This is a genomic window from Campylobacter sp. RM9334 (genome assembly GCF_020138145.1).
GTDB lineage: Bacteria > Campylobacterota > Campylobacteria > Campylobacterales > Campylobacteraceae > Campylobacter_E.
Window position 1 is genome coordinate 38,080 of record NZ_JACGAX010000004.1, and the last position, 24,984, is coordinate 63,063.

General features: G+C 28.9%; 23 protein-coding genes and 3 tRNA genes. 15 read left to right on the forward strand and 11 right to left on the reverse strand.

The genetic code is table 11. The features are described from left to right. The first annotated feature begins 7 nt into the window (after positions 1–7). Genes AVBRAN9334_RS02725 through AVBRAN9334_RS02740 form a run of 4 tightly spaced genes read left to right on the forward strand, consistent with a single transcriptional unit; the run spans position 8 to position 3,231 of the window. The gene (locus AVBRAN9334_RS02725) at positions 8–775 is read left to right on the forward strand and encodes a tetratricopeptide repeat protein (RefSeq protein ID WP_336606954.1); all 768 of its coding nucleotides are present in this window, start codon (positions 8–10) and stop codon (positions 773–775) included. Positions 776–807: 32 nt separating this feature from the next. Then, entirely contained in the window at positions 808–1,674 is an 867-nt protein-coding gene (locus AVBRAN9334_RS02730) for a tetratricopeptide repeat protein (protein ID WP_336606955.1), read from the forward strand. Positions 1,675–1,699: 25 nt separating this feature from the next. Then, a complete protein-coding gene (locus AVBRAN9334_RS02735) occupies positions 1,700–2,359 on the forward strand; it encodes a tetratricopeptide repeat protein (RefSeq protein ID WP_336606956.1) in 660 nt (219 codons plus the stop codon). After that, positions 2,359–3,231 (forward strand): RsmB/NOP family class I SAM-dependent RNA methyltransferase, encoded by an 873-nt coding sequence (locus tag AVBRAN9334_RS02740; protein WP_336606957.1) that lies wholly within the window; start codon positions 2,359–2,361, stop codon positions 3,229–3,231. The genes AVBRAN9334_RS02735 and AVBRAN9334_RS02740 overlap by 1 nt, the downstream gene beginning before the upstream one ends. A 299-nt stretch (positions 3,232–3,530) precedes the next feature. Here AVBRAN9334_RS02740 and AVBRAN9334_RS02745 read toward each other — a convergent pair whose 3' ends face one another. Beyond that, positions 3,531–4,058 (reverse strand): hypothetical protein, encoded by a 528-nt coding sequence (locus AVBRAN9334_RS02745; RefSeq protein ID WP_336606958.1) that lies wholly within the window; start codon positions 4,056–4,058, stop codon positions 3,531–3,533. A 155-nt stretch (positions 4,059–4,213) separates the two neighbouring features. Between AVBRAN9334_RS02745 and AVBRAN9334_RS02750 the strand changes: the two genes are divergently transcribed. Further along, positions 4,214–4,870, forward strand: a complete 657-nt coding sequence (locus AVBRAN9334_RS02750) for a hypothetical protein (RefSeq protein ID WP_336606959.1) — start codon at positions 4,214–4,216, stop codon at positions 4,868–4,870. 23 nt (positions 4,871–4,893) lie between these two features. On the opposite strand, the gene nrfD is transcribed toward AVBRAN9334_RS02750, so the two are convergent. The 3 genes from nrfD to phsA are packed head-to-tail and all read right to left on the reverse strand — an operon-like array spanning position 4,894 to position 8,676. Beyond that, the gene (nrfD, locus tag AVBRAN9334_RS02755) at positions 4,894–5,856 is read right to left on the reverse strand and encodes an NrfD/PsrC family molybdoenzyme membrane anchor subunit (protein ID WP_336606960.1); all 963 of its coding nucleotides are present in this window, start codon (positions 5,854–5,856) and stop codon (positions 4,894–4,896) included. Continuing rightward, entirely contained in the window at positions 5,849–6,415 is a 567-nt protein-coding gene (locus tag AVBRAN9334_RS02760) for a 4Fe-4S dicluster domain-containing protein (protein ID WP_214150087.1), read from the reverse strand. Before AVBRAN9334_RS02760 ends, nrfD begins: the two co-directional genes overlap by 8 nt. Positions 6,416–6,417: 2 nt before the next feature. Beyond that, positions 6,418–8,676 (reverse strand): thiosulfate reductase PhsA, encoded by a 2,259-nt coding sequence (gene phsA, locus AVBRAN9334_RS02765; RefSeq protein ID WP_336606961.1) that lies wholly within the window; start codon positions 8,674–8,676, stop codon positions 6,418–6,420. A 222-nt stretch (positions 8,677–8,898) separates the two neighbouring features. On the opposite strand from phsA, the gene AVBRAN9334_RS02770 reads away from it, so the two are divergent. The 6 genes from AVBRAN9334_RS02770 to AVBRAN9334_RS02795 all read left to right on the forward strand — a co-directional run bounded on the left by AVBRAN9334_RS02770 (position 8,899) and on the right by AVBRAN9334_RS02795 (position 11,714). Then, positions 8,899–8,974 (forward strand) — tRNA-Lys (locus AVBRAN9334_RS02770). Between the two features lie 8 nt (positions 8,975–8,982). After that, positions 8,983–9,058: transfer RNA gene (locus AVBRAN9334_RS02775), tRNA-Val, on the forward strand. Positions 9,059–9,074: 16 nt separating this feature from the next. Then, positions 9,075–9,151: transfer RNA gene (locus AVBRAN9334_RS02780), tRNA-Asp, on the forward strand. Between the two features lie 110 nt (positions 9,152–9,261). After that, positions 9,262–10,650: a cation:dicarboxylate symporter family transporter gene (locus AVBRAN9334_RS02785; protein WP_336606962.1), complete on the forward strand. Its 1,389-nt coding sequence runs from the start codon at positions 9,262–9,264 to the stop codon at positions 10,648–10,650. After that, positions 10,637–10,942 (forward strand): thioredoxin family protein, encoded by a 306-nt coding sequence (locus AVBRAN9334_RS02790; RefSeq protein ID WP_336606963.1) that lies wholly within the window; start codon positions 10,637–10,639, stop codon positions 10,940–10,942. Before AVBRAN9334_RS02785 ends, AVBRAN9334_RS02790 begins: the two co-directional genes overlap by 14 nt. 1 nt (position 10,943) lies before the next feature. Then, complete coding sequence (locus AVBRAN9334_RS02795) at positions 10,944–11,714, forward strand: hypothetical protein (RefSeq protein ID WP_336606964.1); 771 nt, start codon at positions 10,944–10,946, stop codon at positions 11,712–11,714. 24 nt (positions 11,715–11,738) lie between these two features. Here AVBRAN9334_RS02795 and AVBRAN9334_RS02800 read toward each other — a convergent pair whose 3' ends face one another. The 7 genes from AVBRAN9334_RS02800 to AVBRAN9334_RS02830 all read right to left on the reverse strand — a co-directional run bounded on the left by AVBRAN9334_RS02800 (position 11,739) and on the right by AVBRAN9334_RS02830 (position 20,668). Next, on the reverse strand, positions 11,739–12,335 hold the full coding sequence (locus AVBRAN9334_RS02800; protein WP_214116319.1) for a peroxiredoxin: 597 nt from the start codon (positions 12,333–12,335) through the stop codon (positions 11,739–11,741). 428 nt (positions 12,336–12,763) lie between these two features. Further along, a complete protein-coding gene (locus tag AVBRAN9334_RS02805) occupies positions 12,764–13,618 on the reverse strand; it encodes a hypothetical protein (RefSeq protein ID WP_336606965.1) in 855 nt (284 codons plus the stop codon). Next, positions 13,618–14,760, reverse strand: a complete 1,143-nt coding sequence (locus AVBRAN9334_RS02810; RefSeq protein WP_336606966.1) for a hypothetical protein — start codon at positions 14,758–14,760, stop codon at positions 13,618–13,620. Before AVBRAN9334_RS02810 ends, AVBRAN9334_RS02805 begins: the two co-directional genes overlap by 1 nt. Before the next feature lie 281 nt (positions 14,761–15,041). Then, on the reverse strand, positions 15,042–16,745 hold the full coding sequence (ilvD, locus tag AVBRAN9334_RS02815; protein ID WP_336606967.1) for a dihydroxy-acid dehydratase: 1,704 nt from the start codon (positions 16,743–16,745) through the stop codon (positions 15,042–15,044). 50 nt (positions 16,746–16,795) lie between these two features. Beyond that, positions 16,796–19,459, reverse strand: a complete 2,664-nt coding sequence (locus tag AVBRAN9334_RS02820) for an EAL domain-containing protein (protein WP_336606968.1) — start codon at positions 19,457–19,459, stop codon at positions 16,796–16,798. Then, positions 19,456–20,319 (reverse strand): cytochrome-c peroxidase, encoded by an 864-nt coding sequence (locus AVBRAN9334_RS02825; protein ID WP_214116310.1) that lies wholly within the window; start codon positions 20,317–20,319, stop codon positions 19,456–19,458. The genes AVBRAN9334_RS02820 and AVBRAN9334_RS02825 overlap by 4 nt, the downstream gene beginning before the upstream one ends. Next, the gene (locus AVBRAN9334_RS02830; RefSeq protein ID WP_336606969.1) at positions 20,312–20,668 is read right to left on the reverse strand and encodes a transcriptional repressor; all 357 of its coding nucleotides are present in this window, start codon (positions 20,666–20,668) and stop codon (positions 20,312–20,314) included. Before AVBRAN9334_RS02830 ends, AVBRAN9334_RS02825 begins: the two co-directional genes overlap by 8 nt. 121 nt (positions 20,669–20,789) lie before the next feature. On the opposite strand from AVBRAN9334_RS02830, the gene AVBRAN9334_RS02835 reads away from it, so the two are divergent. From AVBRAN9334_RS02835 to AVBRAN9334_RS02850, 4 genes are read left to right on the forward strand one after another with little or no spacing between them, the layout of a single operon-like run. Beyond that, a complete protein-coding gene (locus tag AVBRAN9334_RS02835) occupies positions 20,790–22,223 on the forward strand; it encodes a metal ABC transporter solute-binding protein, Zn/Mn family (RefSeq protein ID WP_336606970.1) in 1,434 nt (477 codons plus the stop codon). Beyond that, a complete protein-coding gene (locus tag AVBRAN9334_RS02840; protein ID WP_214119647.1) occupies positions 22,186–23,469 on the forward strand; it encodes a hypothetical protein in 1,284 nt (427 codons plus the stop codon). The genes AVBRAN9334_RS02835 and AVBRAN9334_RS02840 overlap by 38 nt, the downstream gene beginning before the upstream one ends. After that, the gene (locus AVBRAN9334_RS02845; RefSeq protein ID WP_336606971.1) at positions 23,466–24,191 is read left to right on the forward strand and encodes a metal ABC transporter ATP-binding protein; all 726 of its coding nucleotides are present in this window, start codon (positions 23,466–23,468) and stop codon (positions 24,189–24,191) included. Before AVBRAN9334_RS02840 ends, AVBRAN9334_RS02845 begins: the two co-directional genes overlap by 4 nt. Then, positions 24,172–24,978 (forward strand): metal ABC transporter permease, encoded by an 807-nt coding sequence (locus tag AVBRAN9334_RS02850; RefSeq protein ID WP_442862417.1) that lies wholly within the window; start codon positions 24,172–24,174, stop codon positions 24,976–24,978. Before AVBRAN9334_RS02845 ends, AVBRAN9334_RS02850 begins: the two co-directional genes overlap by 20 nt. Positions 24,979–24,984 lie beyond the last annotated feature (6 nt).

Here is a 24,984-nt window from a genome sequence, read left to right on the forward strand (position 1 = left end):
AAGTAAAATGAAAAAATTATTATGTTTAGCACTTTTAGGTGCTGGTATTTTAGGTGCAAATGAGCTTGAAAGTCAGTGTAATCAAGGGGATTTTGAAGCTTGTTCAGATTTAGGAGTAGAATATGCTAAAAATCAAGATTATACTAAAGCAAAAGAATATTTTACTAAGGCTTGTGATAACGGAAATGCTACGGGTTGCAATAATTTAGGGGTTGTTTATGCGAATGAATTTGGAGTAAAACAAGACTATACAAAAGCAAGAGAGTTTTATGCTAAAGCTTGTAATAATGGGGATACTATGGGTTGCTCTAATTTAGGGTTTTTATACGAAAAAGGACTTGGAATAAAGCAAGATTATTTTAAAGCAAGAGAGTTTTATGCCAAAGCTTGCAATAACGGAAATGCTACGGGTTGCTTTAATTTAGGAATTTTATATGCAAATGGATTTGGAGTAAAAAAAGATTACATAAAAGCAAAAGAATATTTTACTAAAGCTTGCGATGGTGAAAACGCTAGTGGTTGCTCTAATTTAGGGGTTGTGTATGCAAATGGATTTGGAGCAAAACAAGATTATGCAAAAGCAATAGAACTTTATGCTAAAGGTTGTGATGGTAACGATGCTATGGGTTGTTATAATTTGGGGGCTTTATATAATAACGGGCAAGGCGTTAGAGAAAATAAAATAAAAGCTAAAGAATACTTAAGAAAAGCTTGTAATTTAGGCGAACACAACGGCTGTAGTCATTATGAAATATTAGATGAGCAAGGGTTTTGATAAATAACAATGATAAATTTAAAGGAAGTAAAATGAAAAAATTATTATGTTTAATGCTTTTAGGTGCTGGTATTTTAAGTGCAAATGAGCTTGAAAGTCAGTGTAATAAGGGTGATTTGGAAGCTTGTTTTAATTTAGGAGTAGAATATGCTAAAAATCAAGATTATACTAAAGCAAAAGAGTTATTTACTAAAGCTTGTGATAACGGACAAATTCTTAGTTGCCTTAGCTTGGGTGAATTTTACTTTTTTATAAATCAAGATTATGCTAAAGCAAAAGAATATTTTATTAAGGCTTGTGATGAAGATGCTACGACTTGCTCTGATCTAGGGTTGTTATATAGTGAAGGGTTTGGAGTAAGACAAGATTATATAAAAGCAAAAGAGTTATTTACCAAAGCTTGTGATGCAGGAAGTGTTGTTGGCTGTGTTAATTTAGGAAATTTATATGCTAACGGAAATGGTGTAAAGCAAGATAATGATAAAGCAAAAGAGCTTTTTACTAAAGCTTGTAATGATGAATTTACTGAAGGTTGTTATGGTTTAGGATTATTATATAGCAAAGGGGTGATTAGAACAAGCGAAGATTATTTAAAGGCAAGCGAATTTTATACTAAATCTTGTGATGGTGGAGAAAGTGTTGGTTGTTATAATTTAGGTGTTTTATATAGCAGTGGGTATGGAGTAAAACAAGATCCTATTAAGGCAAAAGAGCTTTTTACTAAAGCCTGTGAAAATGGGTTACCTAATGGTTGTTTTAATTTAGGCAGTTTGTATTATAAAGGCAAAGGTGTAAAACAAGATAAAACAAAGGCTAAGGAATATTTTGGCAAAGCTTGTGATTTAGGCGGTCAGAATAGTTGTTATTGGTATAGAAAATTAAACGAGCAAGGATATTAATAATAAGAAATTTTAAGGAAGTAAAATGAAAAAATTATTATTTTTAGTGCTTTTAGGTGCTGGTATTTTAGGTGCGAATGAGCTTGAGAGTAAGTGTAATAATGGAGATTTTCAAGCTTGTTTTAAATTAGGATTAGAATATTATGGCAAACAAGATTATGTAAAAGCACAAGAATTATGGCATAAAATGTGTGATGGTGGGGATGTTAATGGTTGTACTAACTTAGGAATTTTATATAAAAACGGAAAAGGTGTAAAACAAGATTATTCTAAAGCAAGAGAGCTTTTTATCAAAGCTTGTGATAGTGGGAAAACTATGGGTTGTTTTAATTTGGGGATTTTGTATGAAAACGGACAAGGTGTAAAACAAGATTATTCTAAAGCAAGAGAGCTTTTTATCAAAGCTTGTGATGGTGGAAATATTCCAAGTTGCACTAATTTAGGGTTTTTATATTATGAAGGATTAGGAGTAAAGCAAGATTATTCTAAAGCAAAAGAATTTTATACCAAAGGTTGTAATGGTAATGATGATAGAGGTTGTTTTAATTTGGGGATTTTGTATTACAACGGACAAAGCGTAAAACAAGATGAAAAACAAGCTAAAGATTATTTTAAAAAAGCTTGTGAATTAGGACATCAAGATGGTTGTAATAATTATAAAGTATTAAACGAACAAGGATATTAATGATATTTAATCATACCGAGCATTTTAACGAGATTTATGGCTTTAAAAAGCCAATTGATTTGGAGTATTTCGGAGTATTTATAAACTCTATCAAATGCGATGAAGAAAAGTTTTTAAGCGCATTTAGCACTTACGAACCTACAAAAATAGATAATAATTTTTATATTTTTAATCAAGAATTTAAAATAAGAATTTCAACTCACGATTTAGCAATAAATGGCGGTATTTATATACAAGATTATTCAAGCTATTTATGCGCTAAGGCTTTAAATGTTAGCTCAAGCGATATTATTTTGGATATGTGTGCTGCTCCAGGGGGTAAGAGTATAAATCTAGCTAATTTTAGCGACAATTGTGAAAATCTAAGCTCAAATGAGCTAAATAGCAAAAGATTTCATAAGCTTAAAACAATCCTAGCAAACTACGGCGTAAAGGCAAAAACCTATAATCACGATGGCGTTTTGATAGGTCGTAAAACGCCCGAGCGATTTAGCAAAATATTGCTTGATGCTCCTTGTAGCACATTTATGCACGATTTTTCTATCACAAAAAGCCAAAAAGAAATAAAGCAAATTGCCACTACTCAAAAAAAGCTTTTAAACTCTGCCCTAACAGCTTTACAAATAGGTGGGGAGCTAGTTTATAGCACTTGCACGCATAATTTTTATGAAAACGAAGCAGTGATTTATAATGCGCTTAATTCTAAATTTAATATAGAACTTTTAGAAATTGATTTGCCTTGCGAATATTTGCAAGGACTAAGTAATTACGATGAAAAATATAGCGATATTAGACTTGCTAAAACTTATCGCATAAAGCCAACCAATACTCATTCAGGCTTTTTCATAGCAAAATTAAGGAAATTAGGCTAAATTATTTTGCTAATAAATTTGTAATATTCTAAGAAATATTGAGCTAATTAGTGAGTTTAAATTATAAAAACTACATAGATAGATTTAATAGTATTAAAAAGACTTAAAAGCAAGAAAACGATAAGATATTTAATCAATACATAGCAAAATCTTATAAAAAACAAATTATTTTAATAATCTGCCTTGCCTAATCAACTGCAAAATATTCTAATTAGCTATTTTAATTGTTTGGCTTGGCAATTAGTGTTTTTACAATAGTTAGTTAAAACCTAAATACTTAATAGTATTTAGGGAAAGTTTTAATTATTTGTTTGTTCTTTTAGTTTTTCTTCAAGTTTTTTAAGCTTTTTTTCTGATTTTTTATGCTCTTTTTCAACTTTTTCTACTTTATCATCAACTTTATTTTCTAATTCTTTAGCTTCTTTTTTAGCTTTATTTTTTAATTCTTTTTCTTCTTTATCAGCTAATTTTTTAGCTTCTTTATCTTTTTTAGCTTTGATTTTTTCTAAATCATCTTTGTATTTATCTTCAACTTTTTCTTTTTTAGCATTTAGTTTTGCTTGGCTTTTTTCTAATTTTTTACTCTCGTAATCATATTTAGTTTCAGCTTTGATGGTTTTTAATTTTTCACTATCTATTTTACCATCTACACAATTTTTGCTGATTTCTTGTTTTTGTGTTTTTAAATATTCTAACCTTTCTGGATTTGCCTTTTTTTGATTTTGAACTTTTGTGATTTGCTCATCAAGTTTATTTAAAACCTTATCACACGATGTAGCAGCAAAAAGCGATGAAGCTAAAGCAACACTTAAAATTAACTTATTCATAAATTCTCCTTAAAAAATATTCAGCAAATAGTATAAAAACACTCATTAAACAATTAGCTTAGCTAAATAAATTATATGTAGCCAATACAAATTAAGTAAAGATTAAGAATGGGGGGGGGTATTATACTGATTTTTAAAATATTTAAGGAGAATAAATGAAAAAATTATTAACAGCTAGTTTGTTTTGTAGCGTGGCATTATTTATGAGTGCTTGTTCTGATGAAAAAAAAGAATTAAGTCAAGATGTGTTTAAGTTTGATATTGAAACTGAAACAAAAGGATTCGGTAAATATATTACGATAAGACACATTTTAAGTCTAACAACTAAAGATGATATTGAAATTAAAAAAATTACAGCAAATCGTGGTGCTTGTGAAGTAAGAGATTGGAATAAAGAACATGATGGATACAATTTAAGCGATAACTTAATATCTGATGAAACTCCACCAAAAGTATGTAATGCTGGAATATTAAATAAAAATTGGATTGATTATTGCGAAAAATTAATTAAATGGGCAGAACTAAGTAAAGAAGATTGTAGTTATGAGTACAAATACGATTTAGATGATACAAGCGAAGATTATAAAAACATAAATGAAAGAGTAGAAAAAACAGAAAATAAAAAATATATTGAAAATTGTGAAAAAGCAAAACAAGTTGCTAAAGAAAAATACAATGGGAAATATTATTATGATTATAAAGTGCCAATGAAATTTGGTGAAACTAAACAATTTGGCATATTTGATTGTTCTGATGTTGTGGAATTTAGCGTATATACAAATAAAGGCTTTGTAACTTATAGCGTTAAATAATAGCTTAGCTAAAGGAAAAACCTTTAGCTAATGCAAACTTGCCCTGCATAAACGATAAAAAATCTTAACATTATTACGCCAATTAGCACAGCAAGAGAGTTTATTATTATGAATGCAGGTTTATAGGCGTGGTTTTTAAGTGCAGTTAGGGCTATTAAAATAGGTAAAACAAGCCCCGTTCCTAACACTCCAAACCAAAATAATTTTGAATAAAACTCATGAGAAAAAATAGCCTTAAGCGATATTAAACTCTCGCCCCCACTATAATACATTCCTACAAAAAGTAAAAGCAAGATAGGAATTTCAAGCATTATTGCTCTTAAATCTAAAACTAATAAATACTTTATGTTTTCTTTATTTAAATGAGCTTTAAAAAATAAAATTCCCACAAGTATATTTGCAGCTATTCCACAAGAAAACGCAGAAACCACAAAAAGCAATGGTAAAATAGGAGTATTCCATAAAGGGATTTTAGAAATCGCACTTAATAAAAATCCCGTATAAGCACCAACACATAAAGCTAAGAAAAACAATACATATTCAATCATCTTTGCAAAATTAGCCATTTTTCTTATGGAATTTGTAATAGGAATTAAGAACCTAAAATAAAGCCCTATTTCACGCTCAAAAATAATTAATGCGTATAAAAATGCTAAAGGTGTATAAACTAATAAAAATAAAACACCTAAAGTCATAACCGAAGTAAAATTGTATTTTATTAGCAATAAATAAAATGTAAGCGGTTTGCCTAAATCAATTATTAAAAGCAAAAGCCCCAAGCTAATAGCAAGTGGAGAAATTAACGCTCCTGCTTTAATCGTTGCGTCCCAAATACTATTAGTATTATGTGTAAATCTATTAAATTTTACTATTAATGAAACCATCAAACACCCAGCACTAAGCCCTGCTAAAAACAAATATAGTGCAATAGGCCAAGGCCAATAAATCTCACTATATTGCATTAAACTCCCTGCCATATTATTCATAGCGTCCTCCTTTTGTATTTTTTATAAAACCTAGTTTTGGTTTAGTGCCTAAATGAGCTTTAGGATATTCAACGCTTTTACTTGCTAAGACTTTATTAACTTCTGAATTGCTATCATTTATATCCCCAAAAATTAGTGCATCAGTAGGACATACGCTAACACAAGCAGGGGTTAAACCATCGCTTACTCTATTTGGATAGCAAAAAGTGCATTTATCAATTGCTTTTGTGATAGGATTAAGAAATCTTGCATTATAAGGACAGGCTAATATGCAGTATTTGCAAGATACGCATAAATTTTCATCAATTAATGTTATTCCATTTGCTAGTTTAAAACTAGCTCCCGTAGGACATACGCTTACACACGGGCTATCTTCACACATTACACAACTTGCCCTTGTAAAATCTGTTTGAAGATTTGGAAAAACTCCCTTCATTTTCGCATGAACTTGCACTCTAAAAACCCCACTTGGAATTTGATTTTCGTTTTTACAAGCTACACTACAAGCCTCGCAACCTATACATAAATTTTCATCGTGAATCATTACAAACTTTTTCATCTTTAAGCCCTTTTAATATCTACGCCTATATTTGTAACCATTGTGCTACAAACATAACCACTTCTTGAACCTAGCACTATGCTATCATTTGCACCTATTTCGTGAATGTTTTTAAGTGCTGGAGTATTACGACCAAATCCGTGATAAATAAACAATGTATCAGGACGAATTCCTTGAGTTAGCATAAGTTTTACTTGGATTTTGCCAAATTCATTTTCTAAATATACTAAATCGCCATCTTTAAAGCCTAATTCTTTAGCCTTAGTTTCATTTATCCACACAGGACTTTCACTCATTAATTCATTTAAAATTGGGATATTTTGAGTATGAGCGTTTGTATGAATTGGAGTTTTGCCACTCGTTAGACAAAATTCATGATTTTTAAATACATCATAATCAGTTGTATTTAAACAGCCGTGAGTTGGGAATAAGTTTTCAACTTTTTCTATGAAAAGCTCTATTTTTTTACTAGGTGTCTTAAAACTAATTAGCGAACTAAGTTCGCCGTTACTATTAATTTTATCTTTAATTTGTGGATAAGTTTTAGCAAATTCTTTTATAGTTTTTGGCTCTCTTAAATAAAGACTAGGGACTTTATAAGTTACTATGCCATCTTTTTTAAGATTTGCTAGTAAATCTACATTGCCTTTAGCTTGTTGCATTCTATACTCATCTATTGTTGTATAAGTATAAAGCTCATCAATTTTCATCATACTTGCTAGTTTTCTAAAAATATCAAAACCACTTTTTGTATCGCCTATAACTTCTACGGCTTTATTTCTCATATAATAGCCATTTCCTATAGTTGCAATGCTCTCATCTCGCTCTAAATATGAGCTTTCTGGTAATACCACATCAGCTAAATTGCTAAAATCATTTAAATATATATCAATACTTACTATAAAATCTAACTCATTTATAGCCTTTAAACTCTCATTTACATTTGCTACATTTACTAAGTGATTAAACCTAGTATTTACCCAAGCTTTAATAGGATATGGCTTTTTGCTAAGTATTGCAGGGGCAATATCCATTAAAACTCCGTGTTTTCTAGATACAAAATAGTTTTTACTTCCATCTTCACCTGCACCATCAATTCTAGGAGTGTTAGGAACCTTAAAAACATTGCTAGGATTATCAAGAGTAGGGAAAATATCTTCGCCTATGATTTTGTTTAAAGTATTTGTATTTTTGCTAGTGTGAATGCCACCTTTTTTCTCGTAATTTCCCATTAAAGCGTTTGCTATTGCAATAGCTCTTGTGCGTTGATATTCTGCATAAGTAGTAGTGGTTTTATGTCCCCAATCAATTACTACTTTAGGAGCAGCTTTATAGATTTCATCAGCAATTCGCTCAATAGTATCAGCACTAATTCCAGTGATACTTTCTTGCCATTTAGGGCTTGTATCTTTTACACTAGCTTTAAGTTCATCAAGTCCTATGCAATATTCATTTACAAATTCTTTATCATATTTTTCATCTCTTAGCCAAATATGAATTAATGCCATTAAAAACGCCACATCAGTTCCTGGCTTAATAGGTAGCCACTCATCAGCCTTAGCAGCAACTACGCTAAATCTAGGCTCAAGGACAAGTAGCTTTGTATCACTTGCAGCTGCAAATTTAGCTAGTTTTTTAGCATCACTTATCACTATACCTTCAAATAAATTATGTCCGAAATTTACAATATATTTTGCATTAGCAAAATCTCTTGATAAGCCGCCACCATAAGTATGCTCTAAAACCATATTATAAGTAATCGGACAGCTTGAATAATGTGAAAATATATTAGGACTGCCGTAAGCATAGGCAAAATTACTCATATGAGTGTGAGATTCTCCGGCTTTGCTTGTAAATATTACGCTTTTTGCTCCGTGCTTTTCTTTTATTTCATTTAACTTTGTTGCAACTAGGTTTAAAGCTTCATCCCAACTAGCTTCACGCCATTTGTTTTCCCCACGCTTACCTACACGAATTAAAGGCTTAATAAGGCGGTTTTTATCATATAATTGATTAATTCCTGCTCCACCCCTTGCACATACGCTTGTTTTATTTGCACTAAATTTTGGATTACCATTAATAAATACACCTTTATTATCTTTAACGCTTATTTCAATAGGACAGCGAGTAGAACACATCTCGCAAACCGAAAAAACACTTTTTTTATCCCCGTGTGTTAAGGCATTAGCACTCAAAACTGGATTAATACAGGCTAATGAACCTAAAAATGCAGAGCCTTTTAAAAATTCCCTTCTTTGCATTAATACTCCTTCAATTTCAATACTTTCAAAGTATTTAATTAAATTATACTTAAAAATTTTAATTAAATTATAAAATTATAATATATTTTATTTTAAATTATCGGAATTTAAATTCTTTTTATTTTTTATGCCAAATTCTTGAATTAAAATATAATTTTTTAGATTTTTCTTGACAATTAAAAATTTTTTTTGTATTATTCAACCTTTCACAAATATTTTAATGTCTTGTTAGCTCAGCAGGTAGAGCATCTCACTTTTAATGAGGGGGCCGCTGGTTCGAATCCAGCACAGGACACCATCAATCTTGGTCGCTTAGCTCAGTTGGTAGAGCGCCACCCTTACAAGGTGGATGTCATAAGTTCGAGTCTTATAGCGACCACCATTTCTTAAACTAGGTTGCGGCGGTAGTTCAGCTGGTTAGAATATCGGCCTGTCACGCCGGAGGTCGCGGGTTCGAGCCCCGTCCGCCGCGCCATTTCCCTTTCTTTTAAAAATTTAAACAATAGTTCTCTCCTTTAATATTTTTATTTCTTAATTTATTTAGGATAAAATCTATCTCTTAAAAAAAAATATTAAAGGAGAATTATGAAAGATTTTTTCATTAACTTTTTTACACTTTCAGAGCCTTTATCAATTACTTTTGTATTAGTTTATCTAATATTATGCTTTTGGCTAAATCGTTTAGCATATACTATAAGTTTTGCAAAAAGAATGACATTGGCACTATTTTTAGGTGTTATTTTGGGTGTATTAGCTCAATATTTGGCAAATTTTCCTGCAAATTCTAAAGAAGTTTTATGGCTTGAGCAAACTAGAATTTGGTATTCTTTCGTTGTAAGTATTTTTATTAGCTTATTAAAACTTATGATAGTTCCTATTGTGTTTTTTGGAATTTCATCATCTTTATTAAAGCTTGAAGGTGGAGTAAAAATTTCATCAATTCTTAGTAGAAGTATTTTTTGGCTTTTAATAACTACTGCAATTGCAAGTGCTATAGGTCTTAGTTTAGGTGTAATATTTAATCTAGGAAGCGATGTTGTAGTGCAAACTTCAAAAACTATAAAAGAAGCTAGAACCCTAAGCTCAATTTTATTAGGTTTAATGCCAAATAATATCATAGATTCTTTTGCAAATAATAATATTTTAGGAGTAATTTTAGTAGCATTTTTATTCACTCTTGGTGCAAGAAAAATAGGCACAAAAGAAGAAAATAAAGAAATATTTAGCACCTATAAAAACCTAGTAATTTTTATAAACAAAATTATTATGAATGTAATTACAAATATAATCCAACTAATGCCTTATGCTGTTGTCGCAATGATTGCAAATGTGCTAATAGCAAATGGAGTTGCAGCTATGAAAGAAGCTGGGTTATTTATAATATTAACTTATGCAAGTGGAATTTTAATGATTGTTGTATTTTCTATCATTTTAGCATTTCACGGCTTATCTCCTATGGTGTATTATAAAAAAGCGTTTGAAGTGCTATTATTAGCTTTTACTTCAAGAAGTTCAGCGGGTGTTTTACCGATTACCATTCGTACACTTCATACTAAATTAGGCGTTAGTGAAAACAATGCAAACTTCGTAGCAGGGCTAGGTGCTACTATAGGAATGAGTGGCTGTGCTGGGTATTATGTAGGGCTTGTGGCTGCATTTATTATGCATAGTGCAGGGCTTAGCATTGATTTATCTAGTGCGGTTTTAATTATCATAATTACTATTGTTGGGTCTTTAAGCATCGCAGGAATTCCTGGAATTTCAATTGTAGCAGCTTCTATTATGATTACAGGGCTTGGACTTGGGGATAAGTTTTATTTACTAGGTGTAATTTTTGCAATTGACCCTATTATAGATATGGTAAGAACTATGAGCAATGTAAATGGTGCTATGATTGCAGCGATTGCGACTGATAGCGAGTTAAAAACATTAAATAAAGATGAATATAAGGATTTAAACAATGAAAGAGATTAATTATCAAGAATATTTAAATATTAAAGATAATGCAACTTGTGTTATAGCTTTTGGAGCACCTTGGTGTAGGGATTGTAAGATTGCTGAGCCGTTTTTGGTAGAGCTTAGTCAAAAATATACTAATATAAATTTTTACCATGTAAATGTTGATAAAGATGAAAATATAAGAGCTGATTTGGGTATTCGCCATATTCCTACGATACTTTTTTTAAAAAATGGAGAAGAAGTGCATACAAGAGTGGTTGAGCCGCACTCAATTTCTTTAATTGAAGAAGGCGTTTTAAAGCTTTAAAATGTTTAAAAATCCATCACTTAATAATGTGTTTTCACAGAATTTTGATGGATTTTATATATATTCTAAAAATAGCGAAATTGAAATTCTTTTAAAAGAATTAGCAAATAATCTAAGCAAAAATAATCTAGTTTTATATATTTGTAATACTGATACAAAAGGCTTAAATAAAAATATTTATCACATAGATATTTTTAATGATTTAGCGATTTTACAAGTTAAAAAATTGAAATATTTTGATTATATTTTCATTGAAAATTTATCATTTTTAAAAAATATAAATTTTCCAAAAAATGCAAAAATTATTGCAAACGGATTTTTAAAATCTGATTTAAGATATTTCAAGGGTAAAAAAACTAGATTTTTAAGATTTATATACACTCAAGATTTTATAAAAATATTTAATCAAAATTGTGAGTTTTTATATAATTTCAAACCCAAAAATCATAGTATTTTTAGCCCAAATGAGTTAGATTTTGATATAGATAAAGAAGTGGAATTTTATTTAAACTGCATTAAGCAAGGCTTTAGGTTTTATGATTTTAGAAAAAGTAGAAAAGATGAGATTTTTAAAGCACTTGGAGATGGCAATGTATCTTTTAACGAAATTCCATTCGCAAATAATATTAGCAAAAAATATTTTTATATAAATAATCACAAAATCAACAAAGACTTTATACCAAATAATATAAATAATATAAAAGTAAATTTTATAAGTAAGAAAACAGAAGTGAAAAAATCAATATTTAAAAAATTATTTAATTTTAAGTAGGCTAGGAAAATCCTAGCCTTTAAATTATAGTTTTTCGCTATTGTTAGCTAGGTAATCAGCAACACCTTTTGGATCAGCTTTCATACCTTTTTCGCCTTTATGCCAGCCTGCTGGACATACTTCACCATGCTCATTTGTAAATAGCATTGTATCTACCATTCTAATCATTTCATCAATATTTCTTCCTAATGGTAGGTCATTAATTACTGCGTGGCGAACTGTGCCATCAGCATCTAATAAGAATGAACCTCTTAAAGCTACTGCTTCATCAAATAATACATCAAAACCACGAGCGATTTCTTTTGTAAGGTCTGCTACTAAAGGAAATTGTACATTGCCAATACCACCTTGATTCACTGGAGTGTTTTTCCAAGCAAAATGGCAGAATTCGTTATCACCGCTAATTCCGATTACATTAATTCCTCTATCTTGGAAATCTTTAAATCTTTTATCAAATGCGATAATTTCACTTGGACATACGAATGTAAAATCTTTTGGATAAAAGAATACTACTGTTCCTTTTTTACCCATATTTTTGTATAGATTAAAATTGTTATCTATTGTATTGTTTCCTAATACAGCTGGAGCTGTAAAATCTGGTGCTTTTTTTGTAACTAACATAATTTGTCTCCTTATTAATAATTTTTATTTGTTAAAAAATTATAAATGTTAAAAGTTAATAGAAATGTTAATCATACAAAAATTATCCTAAAATAATTTAAATCAAGATTTTAAGTAGTTTTATGAAAATTATAAATTAATATAGTTTTAAAATTATTTAATTTAAATAATTATTTAAAATGTTTTTAATAAAAATTAATTTATAATATGATTTGCTTTTTGCCTTAGGCTTGTTAGGGTGGAAAGGTGGTAATATGGGAGAAACAATTATTTTAATCGTTTTAATCATAGCTTTACTAAGAACTTTAAAAAAGTTCTAGTAAAACCATTTATTTTTTCAAACTAACTAAATTATAGTAAAGCACGGCTTAGCCTAAGCTTAAAGCAATTCACCTAACCCTAGCAAATTAGCCGTGTTTTGCTAGGGTTTATACATATTTAAGTAATTTTATTCCGATTACAAAATAATCAATCACTAAACCTAAAGCTAATAATACAAACGGACTTATATATACTAATGTCTTATCCTTATATTTTATGCATAGAATTATACCTGTGATTAATCCTAAAAAACTTACTAGATAGTTTAGAATAAATGCCTTTAGGGTGTAGTAATTAAAGCTTTCTATATCGCCTACATTTTTATTAATATTAAGTATTTTATCCTTTACTATTGTTTCATTATCGTTATTTTTACTTAATTCATATTCATTAAAATGAGATGATAGCATTGTATTTATAAAACTTTCTTTTGTTAGTTCAAGCCCTAGCTCTTTTGCATTTTTTTCATAGCTTTGTTTCGTATCTATCGCATTAAGCATTGTATAATAACTTTGCAATTTTGAACCTAAATTCTCTAACTTATAAGCTCTTTTTTCTATCCATTCATCTTCACTTAATATTCTTTCTCCTGTAGGTGCTACTTCATCTACATATTTAAAATACTCTTCACTAGCTTTAGATAATAATTTATGCCTTTCCATTTCTTTATCTATATAATCACTTGTAAAAGGTGTATAACCTTTAGTGGTATTAAAATATTTTTTTATATTACTTTCACTTAAAGGTATTTTTATAGCTTGAAGATTATTAACAACTTTTTCTGAATAGTCTTTTATGCTCTGATTTGCTTTGCCATACTTTTTATAATTTTCAATTGTTTTAATTTTATAATCATTGTGCCATTCTTGTGGTAATTGCTTTATTAGTTCTTCATCGCTTAGATTAATTTGTAAGCCTTGTGAATATACAAGGCTCATTATAATAATTAATATTTTTTTCATTATTGTGTTGCCTTTAGTGAATATTTACTCGTATAGATATTATCCACTAAAGACTTAATTAATTCTTTACTCTCATTATTATAAGCTGATAATTTATTATTTATTTGATTTCTTATACTCTCTTCAATATCTCTTAAATCACTTGCTACTTTGCCTTTACTTTGCCAAAAACCTGTATAATCAGGGAATACTGACCTTATATCTTCATATTGTGATTTTAGCTTAGTGCCTGAATTTTGATATATCTTCATAAATGTTTTTGTTCTATTTTCTAGCAAGTCTACAGGATGAGAATTACCACCAACTCTAGTAAAAAATCTACCAATATTACCTGTATAGCCTACATTAAAATCCTTACCTTTGCCATTTTCTAATACATCATATATATCATTTAAGCCTTTAGATAACAATAATAAATCTTGTATTTCTTGTATTTCTTCTTCAGGTTTAGAAAATCCTTGTCTTGCTAAAGTATCCTTAAGCATAGTATAAATACCTGAAGTATTGCTATTAATATAAGCTTTATTTTGATTTTTTATATTTTCTAGTTCTTTTTGTCTTTCTTGTAGCTTTGCTAATTCTTGCCTAATTATTTCTGGGTCTTCTAGGTTTGATGCGGCAGTTGTTAAACTAGTGGCTAATTGTTTTATCTTACTTGCATTATTTAGAAACTCCTGCTCTATAGCTTTATTTTGCTCTTGTGCTTTATTAAACATAGCTAAATCTACATTAGAAACGCCATTATTTCTCACGCTATTTGCACCATTACCACTACCTTTAGGAATAGGGTTAAAATTACTTTCTATTGCATTATAGCCTGAAGATACATAACCTAAATGTTTCGTAGCTTGGGTTTTCATATCTAAATATTTTTGAGCGTTTGCTATTTGAGTAGTATTATCAGCTAGTGGGTCATTAAAAGATGATATCATCTTATAATCTAAGTTTTTAAAATAAGCATTCTTTAAATCATCTCCTTTTAAGTTAGGAAACTTGAGTGAAAACTCATTAAAATCACTCATTACTTTTTTAGCTTCTTCTTGTTCTTTATAAACTTGGTCTTTAAAGAACATATTTTGCTTACGCTCGGCTATCGTTGAATAAATATTGTTTATATTTGCTTTATGGCTTTGTTGTTGCATTTTAAATTTTCAGGTTGTGTTTTTGTAGCGAATTGATTTTGCTTTAGGGTTTCCATATCGTTTGCAGTTTTTATTTGCTCTTGTGCGATTTTATCATCTTTAGTTTGTCTAGCTATATCTAAATCAATTGCACCTTTTTGTACTTGATTTTCTAGGTTTTCCGTACCAAGTCTAATAAAATAAGAGATTTTTATTAATTTATTTAAAGTAAAAAAGCAATTTCAAATTCTACAAAAATTTCAAATATAAAACTAGGAATTTCCTTAAGAAATCCCTAAAAATTATTTAATTTCATTCAAACCATCAAGGTCTAAAACACCGCCACTACTAGCATTACTAACTAGCTTTTGATACATTCTAAGCCATCTTGAATTAAGCTCTTTTTTAATAGGCTTAAATTCTGCTCTTCTTCTAGCCATTTCTTCATCATCAATTAATAGATTTATAGTGCATTTAATAGTGTCAATTTCTATTAAATCTCCATCTTTAATAAGCCCTATTTCGCCACCTTCAGCAGCTTCAGGTGAGCAATGCCCTACACTAAAACCACGAGTCGCCCCGCTAAATCTACCATCAGTAAGCAATGCAACAGACGCACCTAAGCCCCTACCCATAATAAGACTTGTTGGGCTTAACATTTCTTGCATTCCAGGACCACCTTTTGGACCTTCATAGCGAATTACTACACAATCTCCAGCAACCACTTTTCCACTGCTAATCCCTGCTATTGCTTCATCTTGAGAATTAAAGCAAACACATTTACCACGGAAAACCTTATCACCAACGATACCGGCTACCTTTATTACCGCACCTTCTCTTGCGATATTGCCAAATAATACGCATAATCCACCACGCTCAGAGTATGGATTATTTAAAGTTTTTATAGCCTTTCCATCAGGATTACTATCTTTAATCAGTTCTCCTATGCTATCTCCACTAATAGTAAGTGCATCTTTGCTAAAGAATTTACTTTTTTTGCTAACTTCATTCATTATTGCATATATTCCACCACTACTTCCTACATCTTGCATATGAGTTCCTGGCAGACTTGGGCTAACCTTAGCTATATGTGGTGTATCTTGAGCGATTTCGTGCATTAATTTTAAATCAATCTCATAAGCATAAGCTTCTTTTGCAATTGCTAAAGTGTGTAAAATTGTATTCGTGCTACCACCCATTGCCATATCACAAACAAGAGCATTTTTTAAACTCTTATTATTTAAAATATTTCTAATTTTGTATTTTTCGCTTAGCTCTTCGCTCTTTGCAATCTCACAAATTCTTCTTGCAGCACTTCTTAATAATTCTTCTCTTTCAGAAGTTAAAGCTAAAATAGTTCCATTTCCTTTAAGTGCAATACCAAGGCTTTCCATTAAAGAATTCATTGAATTTGCAGTAAACATTCCACTGCAACTTCCAGCTCCAGGACATGCGGCACATTCAATTTCTTTTAATTTCGCTTCATCAATTTTACCAACTTCGTATTCGCCAACCGCTTCAAACGCTGTATTTAAATCAATTTGAGAACCATCTTTAAGCTTACCTGCAGCCATCGCTCCACCACTTACAAAAATAGTAGGCACATTCACTCTTAAAGCCCCCATAATCATACCTGGAGTAATTTTATCGCAGTTTGGAATAGCTATCATTGCATCTAGGCTATGTGCGTTCATAACCGTCTCAACACTACTTGCTATTAATTCACGACTTGGCAACGAATAAAGCATTCCACTATGTCCCATAGCAATACCATCATCAACACCAATGCAGTTAAACTCAAATGGCACACAGCCGTTTTTGCGTATTTCATCTTTGATAATTTCAGCATATTTGTTTAGATAAAAATGCCCTGGAATAATCTCTATAAAACTATTACAAACCCCAATAAATGGCTTTGCAAAATCTTCATCTTTTAGCCCAACGGCTCTTAATAATGACCTACTTGGTGCTTTTGTATAACCTTTTTTAATAGTATCACTTCTCATTATTGCTCCTTTTTATATATTAATAGATTTTCAAATTCCTATTTTAAATTCTAAATAAAAATATTATGTGGTTCTTCAGGTTTGCTTAGCTCATACCCTTGAGCTTTTTCTATTCCATAATCTTGAACTATTTTTAAAATTTCTTGATTTTTTACAAACTCAGCCACAACTTCATAACCTTGCTTATGAGCAAATCCTACTAGAGTTTCAAGAACGGTTCTAGCATTATTATCAATTACTAAACTTTCAATAATTGAGCCATCAATTTTTAAATAATCAAACTTAATTTTTAATAATCTATAAAAATTTGAATATCCACTACCAAAATCATCTATTGCTATCTTACAACCCCTAAACGAAATTGATTTTAAGAAATTTGATAAATCATCGTATTTATCAATACTTTCGCTTTCTAATATCTCAACACATAAAGCTTCTGGGCGAGAGCATTTTTCTAATCTACCTTCAAATACATCTCTAGTTTCTTTATTGATAATATCAGAGTTAGCTAGGTTTATACTAAAATTCGCATTAGGATATTGCTCTATCAAATCAAAAACCTTATTAATTACTACTTCTTGAATATCTTTATAAAGACCCACTTTTCTTGCTACATCTAAGAAAAGTCCCGGTGATACTATATTATTATGTTCATCTCTTAACCTAACTAATACTTCATAATAAGAAACTTCTTTTGTAATAGAATTATGCACACCTTGACAAACCACAAATATTTTATCATTTTCTAAAGCATATCTTATCTGACCTACTACTCTTTGTTGCTCTGCGTGTTGTTTTTCTATACTTAAACCTTCTTTATAAACACAATAAGGCTCTTTTGTTTTAATAGTCTCATAACTTGCTAAGATTGCTTGTGCAAGTCTATTAATAATCTCTTGATTTGACTTTCTAATATCACGCTCACTTGAAATTCCGATATTTAATTCTAAGTCTTTAAGTTCCATACCAGAATTTATTTTTAACTCAAATTTATTTTTTTTGCCCCGTGTAGAGTTCATTGTTTGGGTTTTAAAATGATTTTGTATCAAATCAGCTGCTGCCATAGCTTCTTCGTGGTTTTTATAAACTATACAAAACTCATCTAGTTGCAAATGATAAATACTAGTGCTTTTTAATACCTCATCGTTATTTTTCACATTTAAAGCATTTTTTAAAGAATTTGCAAAAACTTTTATAATCTCATCAATCATAATAGTTGAATAATTCAGCCTTAAATCATTGAAATTATCAATTTTTAAATATAAGAAAATATTATTTTTATTAGCTTTATCGTCTTTTAATTCCCTATCTTGTAAAGCTTGTAAAGATAATAAACCTGTTAAGCTATCTGTATCTAATTTCTTTTGCATATTATCAAGCTTGGTTTTATAATCTTTAATTTGTAAGATTTTTTTAGTTACATCAACTTTATTAATCAGCTCAATATTATCACCTAAATTTTTTCTAAATACAGAGAAAAATCTAGTTTCTTTTCTACTTGTAATATCATTTTCATTATAAGCTTGGATTTTGCTATGACTTTCTTGAATTAAAGTTCCATAATCAAACCCCTTAGCACTATCACTTAAATCAATAATCCCATCTAACGAATCATAAAAATTCACCGCTTGTGCTTTTCTTATACTTTCACTTTGTTCAGTTGGTGCATGAACATTGAATGTAAAAGTATCATTTACATATTCAGCATATAAATTCTTTTTATTTTTTGTATTTATTAAAACTTGTTGAATTGGAGAATTTAAAAATGCTTTATATAAAATATTTAAAGCATTTGTTAAATCTAGGCTATATTTAAAAATAATAAAAGTAGTAAATATTAATAAAACTGCAAAAATTGCACCAACTAAAACTAATTGGTCATTTGTCTTTTCTAAATGCTCAATTTTACTTAAAACTTGCAATTTTAATTGAGTTAAAATATTTTCAAAATCTGTGAAATTTTTAATTTCATTTTTTTCTTCGTGAAGTTTTTTCACTCCATCTAATAATTTTCTACTTAATATTAAATATGTTTTTTCATCATCAATAGTTGATATTTTATCTTCTAAAAGCTCTATATATTCTTTATCTTTATCTAATTTGGTTTTTGCATAATTTTGTTTTAATTCAATTAATTGTGTTTTATAATCAATAATTTGTTTTGTATTATTTTCTATTAATGAGTCTAAAAACTCAATATATCCTTTTATTGAACTCACGCTAATTTTAGTAGCAAATATATACTCTAAAACATTTTGTTTTACATCAACCAATTTTGATTGAGAATAAAGCACATTAAAGCTTTTAAAATCACTTCCGCTAGTCCCTAATAAACTATTAAAATCTTTTATATATTGTTTTAATTTTTCTATACTACTTTTAATTTTTTCTTCTTCAGCCATACTCAACTGATTATTGTTTTTAAGAATTTGAATTAACTCATTAGTTTTAACATCAATCTCACTTAACTTCTTGCCACTATTTTCAAAATTTGCATAAATACTTGGTCTTTCTATATTTAGCATTAATTCTTGATTATCTAACATAATTTCGTGTATATGATTATTTATATCGTAATTAATATCTATTTGATGAAGTTTGGTAAAAAATATTCCAGTGCATACAAAAATGCCAACCATCATTGCAGCAATGAAAATCTGTAAAATCTTTTGAACAAATGTTTTTATTTCTATATTTTTATATTCTCTATTCATTTCTCTTCCAAAATCTTAGGTCTTTTTCCTTCAAGTGTTTTTAAAAATTCTATTATATCATCAACATCTTTATCTGGCATAACTATGCCTAATTGACAAGCAGACATAACTCTAACAATATCTTCTAAATTATTAAATGCTCCTTGATATGTATATGGTTGGGTAATTGTAATATTTCTTAAAGTAGGCACTTTTACTTTTTTATCTTCTAATTTACAGCCTTCTGAAAAGCTAGTATTTATATCAGCAATTATATTACTTCCAAAATTACTACCATTATGACACGACGAGCAGCCATAAAAATTAAATAATTTAAGTCCTCTTTTAGCATTATCACTTATAGCATTTTTATCTCCTTTTAAATACAAATCAAAAGGAGCATCAAGAGTTATTAAGGCTTTTTCAAATTCTACCAAAACACTTACTAAATTATCATAATTAGCGGCTAATCCTATTTCATTAAACCATCTTTGATATGTTACATTTAACTTAACCCAACTATTAAATTCATCAGGCGTAATATTCATATCATCTTTTAATGTTTGTTTAATTTGCTCTCTTAAATCAGTAATATTTGCGTCTTTAAAAAATAAATTAGAATATACAATATTTAAAATTGTTGGTGGATTTGTTAAATTATCAGAATTTATACCAGAATTATTTGTCCCACTACCAGTAAGATTTAAATTATGACAGGTATTGCAAGATACTTTATTAGGACTTAAATTTACATCAAAATATAATCTTTTACCAACGGCAGCTAATTTTTTATCATAAGGTATGCTAGTTAAAGGTTTATATATATTCTCATCTGCAAAAGCAAAAACAATAAATACAATTAAAAATATAATCTTATTCATCATTGTCCTTGCATTCCTCACAAACTCCTTTTACCAAGACAGAATTAACTTTTAAATTATTAATTGTTGGAAACTCCAAATCTTTAGTATGATGACAAATATCACACACAAAAAGTGCATTATTACCTTTATTTATTTGATAATAACCCTTGCCATCTAAATCAATTTTAGTTACTAATTTAACCTTTTGAAACTGCTCCATCGTCCTATAAAATGTAGTTTTATTTGCCTTAGTTTTAAATTCATCAAAACTCATAGGCTCTTTAGCAGCTAAAAGCTCATCTAATAATAAAATTCTAAGTTCTGTAATACCGATATCGTGCTTTTTTAATAATTTTACTGAATTCATCTCGTAAATAATAGCAAAAAAAATTAAAATTTAAACCTAATTTATTTTTTGCAACTAAGTTGCATTTAAGCAACAATTTACTACACTTGCAACTTTAAAACATTTATGAAAAGGAATTGCAATGAAAAAGATATTATTAAGTTCATTAGCTAGCGTGTATTTATTAGCTAATAATGTAGGAGTTAGCATATTACCGCAAGTTGAAATTGTTAAAAAACTATTACCAAATGCAAATATTACAACTCTTATGCCAGCAGGAGCTGACCCACATACTTACGAGCCAAAACCAAAGCAAATGATGGAGCTTAGTAAGGCTAAAGTATTTTTAGGTATCGGGGTTGAAATTGAAGATATATGGCTTAAAAGACTTGCCGAAAATACCAATATAAAAATAATTCACACTGATGAAAATATTCAAAAAAATAATTATTCTCATAAAGAATTAAACGAGCACCATCACGAACATAATGATGATATATATAATGGGATTTTTGATGATAATGATGTAAAAAATAGAGATTTAAGTGATTGGATTGGTAATTGGAAATCAATTTATCCTTACGCTAAAAATGGGGATTTAGATGAATATTACAAATTAAAATCAAATGCAAAAAAAGATAAAACTGAGCAAGAATATAAAGAATATTATCTAAATGGCTATAAAACCGATGTAGAAAGCATAATCATTACAAAAGATAGTATGGAATTTATACAAAATGGTATAAGTAAAAAATCAAATTATAAATATATTGGATACAAAATACTAACCTATGAATCAGGTAAAAAAGGTGTTAGATATTTATTTGAAGCTACCAATAAAGATGCAGAATTTAAATATGTGCAATTTAGCGACCACAATATCGCTCCTACAAAAGATTTAGAACATTTTCATATATTTTTTGGCAACTCTAGTCAAGAAGAATTGCTAAAAGAAATGGATAATTGGCCAACTTATTATCCTAAAAATATGAGCGTAAAAGATATTAAAAAAGACTTAATTCATCACATAGGCTCAAATCATAAAGAAGAGCACCATCACCACGAGCATCAACACGAGCATTCAGGCTTAGATGTGCATATTTGGACTGACCCTATTTTATTAAAACAAATTGCACAAAATTCAGCTAATGCTTTAAAAGAAGCTTTTCCTAATGAAAGCAAAACAATTGATGAAAATCTAAAAAATTATGAAAAAGAATTAGATGAATTAAACTTAAAAATATATGATTTAACGAAAAATGTGAATGTAAAAGGTTTTATAAGTGCTCATCCATCGTGGGGATATTTTGCTAAAAGATATAATCTTGTTGAATATACTTTAGAATTTGAAGGTAAAGAAATAAAACCTAGTGAATTAGCAAAAATCATAGAAATTGCAAAAGATAAAAAAGCTTGCCTTGTTTTAAAAGCACCGCAATTTAATGATAAATTGGCAAAAACCATTCACAAGGAAAGTGGATTAAAATTAGTAGAAATTAATCAACTTTCTAATGAATTATCTAAGGAGCTTTTAAACTTTGCGAAAATTATTAACGATAATTGTTCTAAGCATTAATATATACGCTTGTGCTTTATGTGCTTTATATACGCCAACTGCTCATGTTAGCTTTAAAGGAAATTCCATTTCATGGGAATTTTCTTCTAATTTTTCACAAACACTATTAGACGGCTATGATTTAAATAATGACAAGAATTTAGATGAAAAAGAATTAGTAGCCGTTCGTGCTGCTTTACTTGATTATTTACTACCTAGAGATTTTTTGACTACTTTAAAATATTATGATTTGCCATTCGGAGAAAGCAAAAAAATCAAATTTATTGTTAAAGATATTAAAGTAAGTTTTGATAAGGAGCTTTTTTTAGAATACTTTATAGATTATGATTTTAGTCCTAAAATTGATAGAGTTTTAATGTTTTCGGTAGAGGATTTAGATGGGTTTTTTAATTTTAAAATAAAAGAAAATACCTATAAAGTAGATGGTTTTAGCATTAATGAAAACATTAATCTAAATGCAGTTTATTATGAATTTCAAAAAGCAAATGTAATAGAAAAAATAGCTCAAAAAGTAGATGAAAAAGTAGAAAAATCAAAAGAATTTGAAACAGGAATTTCAAAATCATTTTATGATATTTTATTAGAAAAATTAGCAAAATTACAGAGCAAAATGCTTGAATTATTAAAAGACAATAGCATATATTTATATCCTATCGCACTAATTTATGGCTTTTTTCACGCTTTATTACCAAGTCACGGAAAAAGCATAACCGCAGCTTATTTTATGAACTCTAAGAAAAAAATATTATTTTTTAGTCTAAAAGTAGGTTTTATTCACTTAGTAAATGCCTTTATAATTGCTAGTTTTTTCTCTTTATTTAATCTTTTAAATCTTAATAAAATTTCAGGATTTTTAATAAGTTTCTTAGCACTTATTTTGCTTTATTTAAAACTAAAAAAACCACAAATTTCACAAATTGCAAAAACACCAAATAATATAAAAAGCTTTAGTGTGGCTAATGAGAATAGAATTTTAAATGTAGTAAATAAAGAAAAAGTTCTTGATAATTTTTTAGCATTTAGCATAGGTTTATTACCTTGTCCTGGACTTATTTTAGTAATTGGCTTTATAAGTAGCTTAGGTGCTAGAGCTTTTATAGCGGCTTTATTAATCGCATTAGGTATGAGTTTGGCTATATTTTTAAGCGCATTTATAATAACAAGATTTAAATTTAACTCAAAAATAGAGATTTTAAGCCTTGTATTTGTAATATGCGTTGGATTATTTATAGGATTTTTTGGATGATTGAAGTAAAAAATGTAAGCTTTTCTTACGATACGGAAGAGATTTTAAGCAATATTAGTTTTAATGTAGAAAAAAATGAATTCGTAGGAATTATAGGAGCAAACGGCGGTGGAAAAAGCACAACTTTAAAGCTTTTATTGGGTTTGTTAAAACCAAGTAAAGGCGAAATTATTATAAACACAAATAAATTAAGTTATGTCCCGCAAGTTGCTAATATAAATCCTAGTTTTCCTATCAATGTTTTAGATGTAGTTTTGATGGGAACTTTAAAAAGAAATTCATTCTTTTTTAATTCAAAACAAGATAAATTAAATGCACTTTTAGCACTTGAAAAATTGGGCTTAAAAGATTATTCAAATAAAAGATTTGCAAGTTTAAGTGGCGGGCAAAAACAAAGAGTTTTAATAGCTAGAGCAATACTTAGTGGCTGTGAATTATTATTACTTGATGAGCCTACTGCTAGTATTGATGCAAAAGGACAAATAGAAGTGTTTGAATTATTAAAAAGCCTTAATAATCAAGGAATTAGCATAATTTGTGTTTGCCACGATATAGCTTTAATTTCTTCGTATGCAAATAAATTAATTCATATTAGCAAGACTGCACATTTGCACAAAATCACAAAAGGTCTTGATAGCAACAAATTATTACACTTAGCAACGCATAAAAATAATTTATGCGAAGTTGATATATGGGAAAATTATGGAATATCTAAATTATAATTTTATTCAAAATGCAATTTTAGCAGCAGTTTTAGTGAGCATTGCTTGTGGGATTATAGGAGCGCTTGTTCTTACAAATCGCCTTGTAGCAATGGTAGGTGGTATTTCTCACGCAGCTTATGGTGGGCTTGGGATTTCGCTTTATTTTGGAGTTAGCACTATGCTTAGCACTTTAGCCTTTGTTATTGCTTGTGCTGTTTTGATTGCATATTTATCAAGAAATTACAAAAACCAAGATGCTGTAATTGGTGTAGTATGGGCTTTTGGAATGAGTGTTGGGATATTGCTTAGCGATTTAAGTCCTAATTCAAATTCCATAGTTTTTAGCTATTTATTTGGAGCTATTTTGGCAGTTGAATTAAGTGATATTTATATTATGTTAAGTGCTGATATAGCTTTTATCATAATGGCTTTTGTATTTTATAGACAATTAATAGGAGTTAGCGTTGATAGTGAGTTTTGCAAGGCAAATGGTGTTAATGCAAATCTAATTTATTATATGCTAATAATTGCAGCCGCTATTTGTATAGTGATTAGTTTAAGAGTAGTTGGAATGGTTTTAATACTAGCTTTGCTTTGTATTCCTAGCTATATTTCTTCTATGTTTTGCACCAAGCTTTCATCTATGATGATTATTTCTGTATTATTATCGCTATTTTTTTGCTTAGGTGGATTAATTTTAAGTATTGCTTATGAATTAAGTAGCGGAGCTTGTATAATTTTACTTGCTTGTTTTTGCTTTATGATTGCTTATGTTTTAAGTTTTATTGTGAAAAAAAGAATTTGAAATAAG